General features: G+C 77.0%; 3 protein-coding genes and 1 pseudogene. 3 read left to right on the forward strand and 1 reads right to left on the reverse strand.

The features are described from left to right. Positions 1-158: 158 nt before the first annotated feature. On the forward strand, positions 159-764 hold the full coding sequence (locus tag AAHZ94_RS31180) for a PP2C family protein-serine/threonine phosphatase (protein WP_349997075.1): 606 nt from the start codon (positions 159-161) through the stop codon (positions 762-764). On the opposite strand, the gene AAHZ94_RS31185 is transcribed toward AAHZ94_RS31180, so the two are convergent. Beyond that, complete coding sequence (locus AAHZ94_RS31185; RefSeq protein WP_349997076.1) at positions 725-1,645, reverse strand: isocitrate lyase/PEP mutase family protein; 921 nt, start codon at positions 1,643-1,645, stop codon at positions 725-727. The two genes, AAHZ94_RS31180 and AAHZ94_RS31185, sit on opposite strands and share 40 nt — an antisense overlap. Before the next feature lie 370 nt (positions 1,646-2,015). On the opposite strand from AAHZ94_RS31185, the gene AAHZ94_RS31190 reads away from it, so the two are divergent. Both AAHZ94_RS31190 and AAHZ94_RS31195 read left to right on the forward strand, forming a co-directional pair. After that, complete coding sequence (locus AAHZ94_RS31190; RefSeq protein ID WP_349997078.1) at positions 2,016-2,834, forward strand: helix-turn-helix domain-containing protein; 819 nt, start codon at positions 2,016-2,018, stop codon at positions 2,832-2,834. Positions 2,835-2,891: 57 nt separating this feature from the next. Continuing rightward, a pseudogene (locus AAHZ94_RS31195) lies at positions 2,892-3,297 on the forward strand (hypothetical protein); the annotation flags it as partial.

Here is a 3,297-nt window from a genome sequence, read left to right on the forward strand (position 1 = left end):
CCCCCTGCTTCTTCCCCCCCCCCCCCCCCCCACCCGCTAGCGGAGGCCGTCTCGTGGGCGCGGAGTTGTGAAAAAGAGCCCGCCCTACGCGCGCGCACGCACGCGTGGGCGCGACACCGGGCGCGGACACGGACGCGGAAACGGCCACCGGTGCGGATATGGACACCGGCACGGACACGGCCGCCGGTACGGATGCGGTCCCGGACGCCGAGGCCGCCGAGCACTTCGCGACCGTGCTGGTCGTCGAGGTGAGTGTGGACGGGAGTCGGGTGCGGCTGGTCAACCGCGGCCATCCCGCCCCGTTGCTGTTGCGCCAGGGCCGGGCCCGGTGGCTCGAACCCGGTCGGCGGCTGCTGCCGCTCGGGCTCGGTCTTGAGCCGGGCGCGGGGCCGGACGGCGACGGGCCGGCCGGAGCCCACGGCACGCCCGGCAGGCGCCCGACCGCGCCCCGCCCGCACGACGAACTGCCCTTCCCCGCCGGTTCCACCCTGTTGCTGGTCACCGACGGGCTGACCGAGGCGCGCAACGCCGACGGCGACTTCTACGACCCGCTGGCGCGGCTGGCCCGCCTCGGCGGCGCCGCGCCCGGCGAACTGTTGGACGCGGTCCACCGCGACGTGCTCCGGCACGCCGGCGGCGCGTCGGCCGACGACATGGCGTTGCTCGCCGTGCAACGCCCGGCGCTGACCGCGCGGCCCCGCACGGCGCGGTCGGGGGCGGCGCGCTACGGGCGGCGGCCGAAGAGACCGTTCAGCTCCGGGTAGCCGAGCCCGTCGGCGAAGCTGGTGTACGTGCCCTCGGTGAGCAGTTCGCGCGCCGCCCGCTGGGTGAGCGCGTGCACCGCCTGTGCGATGGCGGCGCCGACGCTGATCCGGGCCACGCCGAGGCGGGCCAACTCGCCGACGCTGGGGGCGCCGGGGCCGGCCATGACGTTGAGCGGCACGGCGATCTCGCGCGCCAGTGCGGCGACGGTCTGCGGGTCCACCACGCCGGGCACGAAGACGCCGTCGGCGCCGGCCGCCACGTACGCGCCCGCGCGCCGTACGGTCTCCGCGAACCGCTCCTTCGGATCGCCCACGGACTTCAGGTAGATGTCGGTGCGGGCGTTGATGAACAGCGGCACCCCGGCGTCGTCGGCGGCCGAGCGGGCGGCGGCGATGCGGGCCGCGTGTTCGTCCGCCGGGCGCATCGCGGCGCCCTGTGCCCCGTCCTGCGCCCCGTAGCTGGCGTCCTCCAGGTTGACGCCGACCGCGCCCGCCGCGAGGACGCCGCGCACCGTCTCGGCGACCGCCTCGGGGTCGTCCCCGTAGCCGCACTCGACGTCCGCCGTCACCGGCACCCGTACGGCAGCCACCACGCTCCTGACCAGTTCGAGCGCCCGCTGCCGGTCCAGCCGCTCGCCGTCGGCCGAACCGAGCCCCCAGCCGACCCCCGCACTGGTGGTGGCCACGGCGCTCGCGCCGGCGTCCTCGATCAGCCGGGCGCTGGCCGCGTCCCAGGCGTTCGGCAGCACCAGCACCCGCCCACCGGAGTGCAGTGCGTGCAAGGACTGGGCGAGTTCGGCCCGTCGGGCCGTAGCGGCAGCAAGGCCGGGCGGGGCGGCGGGGGCAGTGGGGGCGGCGGGGGTGTGTGTTCCGTCGATCATACGGGCCAGTTCACCAGCCCGGCCCCGGTCACGGCTGGCGGTTTTCCGACACGACGGTGCGGCGGGCGGTCGGCCCCGCGGACCCTGATCCAATCCGTGGCCCGCGGACCGCAACCGTCCCGGCCGTACAGCGGTCACCTTGGGTGTCACCACCGCTCACCGTGCGGGCGGGCGCGCGCGAGGGCAGGTCGTCGACGGCGCGCCGGGCCCCGCGGTGTCGACCGGTCGGCCCGGCCCGCACGACCGCGGGTGGCCGGCCGGGCCGCCGGCCCCGCAGCGACGGGCCGGTACGGCGTGGCGTGACGCGGCGGGCCGACACCCGCCGGTACCGAGCACCGTGCGGGATCAAGAGAAACAGGGGGTGGCGCGGGTGGGGAGCGCGGCCGATGGGGAGAAGTTCGCCGACCGTCTGCGAGAGTTAAAGGAGCGGTCGGGACGCAGCTACGGGGCACTGGCCAGGCGACTGCACGTCAGCACCTCCACGTTGCACCGCTACTGCAACGGCGATGCCGTACCCGCGTCCTACGCGCCGATCGAGCGATTGGCCAGGCTGTGCGCCGCCACCCCGGACGAACACATGGAACTGCACCGCCTCTGGCTCCGCGCGGACGCGACACGCCGCTCGGCCCCGGGTCGCGCCGGTGGCACGCTGCGTAGTGCGGGGGCTGCGGGCGCTGCGGGCGCCACGGCCAGCGCAAAGGGCATGGATCGTACGGGCGATGCGGAGACCGCAGGCGTCTCAGGTGGCACGGGCCGTACGAGCGACGTCGACAGCCCGGCCAGCCCGGACAGCCCGGACCGTACGGGCTCCGAGGGCGGTGCGGACCGCACAAACACCGTGGATCGTACGGGCGTTGCGGGCAGTACGAGCGCTCCCGCGGGTACGGGCGGATCCGCCAGTACAGGCGTCATTGATGGTGCGGGCGGCACGGATCGTACCGACGCCACGGGAGGTACAAGCGTTCCCACCGCTACGGGCACCGCCGCCGGCGCAGGCGCCACTGGCGGTACGCCCTCAACGCGCGGTACAGGCCCGACAGGCGGTACGAGCCCGGGCCCCGCGGCCGGCGGCGGCGAACCGTCCTCCGCAGGCACCGCCCCCACCGACCCACCAGGCGCTGCCGAGCCCAGCGACCCCACCGAGCCCACTGGGCCAACCCCCACCCCTCAAGCCCAGATCGACAGTTAGGGCCCCGGCCCCACCCTCGCCGAACCGCCGGAGGCCGCCCCTCCGGACGATCCTGCCGTGCTGCTCGCCCCGGCCCGTACGCCGACGCCGGCCCGGCGCCGCACCACCGCCCTGCTGTCCGGAGTCCGGTGGCGCGGGCGGCGTGCCGTGGTCTGGGCGGCGGCCGGCGGGCTCGCCGCGGCGACGCTGATCGGGGTGGCGGCGGCGCGTTCGTCCTCGGGGGAGGCGGAGGCCGGGCGCACCACGCGGGAGGCGGGGCCGGCGCGTGCCGGGGGCCAGGAGACCGGTGCGCCGGCCGGGTCGGGCGGGCGCTCCGAGCGACCGGCGGACGCCGCGGGAGACGGCGGTGCGGGAGACGGCGGTGCGGGAGACGGCGGTGCGGATGCGGCCGGGGAGACCGCTGGGGCTGCCGGCGAGGGGCGCGACGGGCGGAAGCACGGCGCCGGGCGGCGAGCGGACGGGC

The organism is Streptomyces sp. HSW2009, from assembly GCF_040240285.1.
In the GTDB taxonomy this organism is placed as follows: Bacteria; Actinomycetota; Actinomycetes; order Streptomycetales; family Streptomycetaceae; genus Streptomyces.

Coding starts and splice junctions, on each gene's coding strand:
- AAHZ94_RS31180 (WP_349997075.1), top strand. CDS start 159: ATGGACACCGGCACGGACACGGCCGCCGGTACGGATGCGGTCCCGGAC.
- AAHZ94_RS31185 (WP_349997076.1), bottom strand. CDS start 1,645: ATGATCGACGGAACACACACCCCCGCCGCCCCCACTGCCCCCGCCGCC.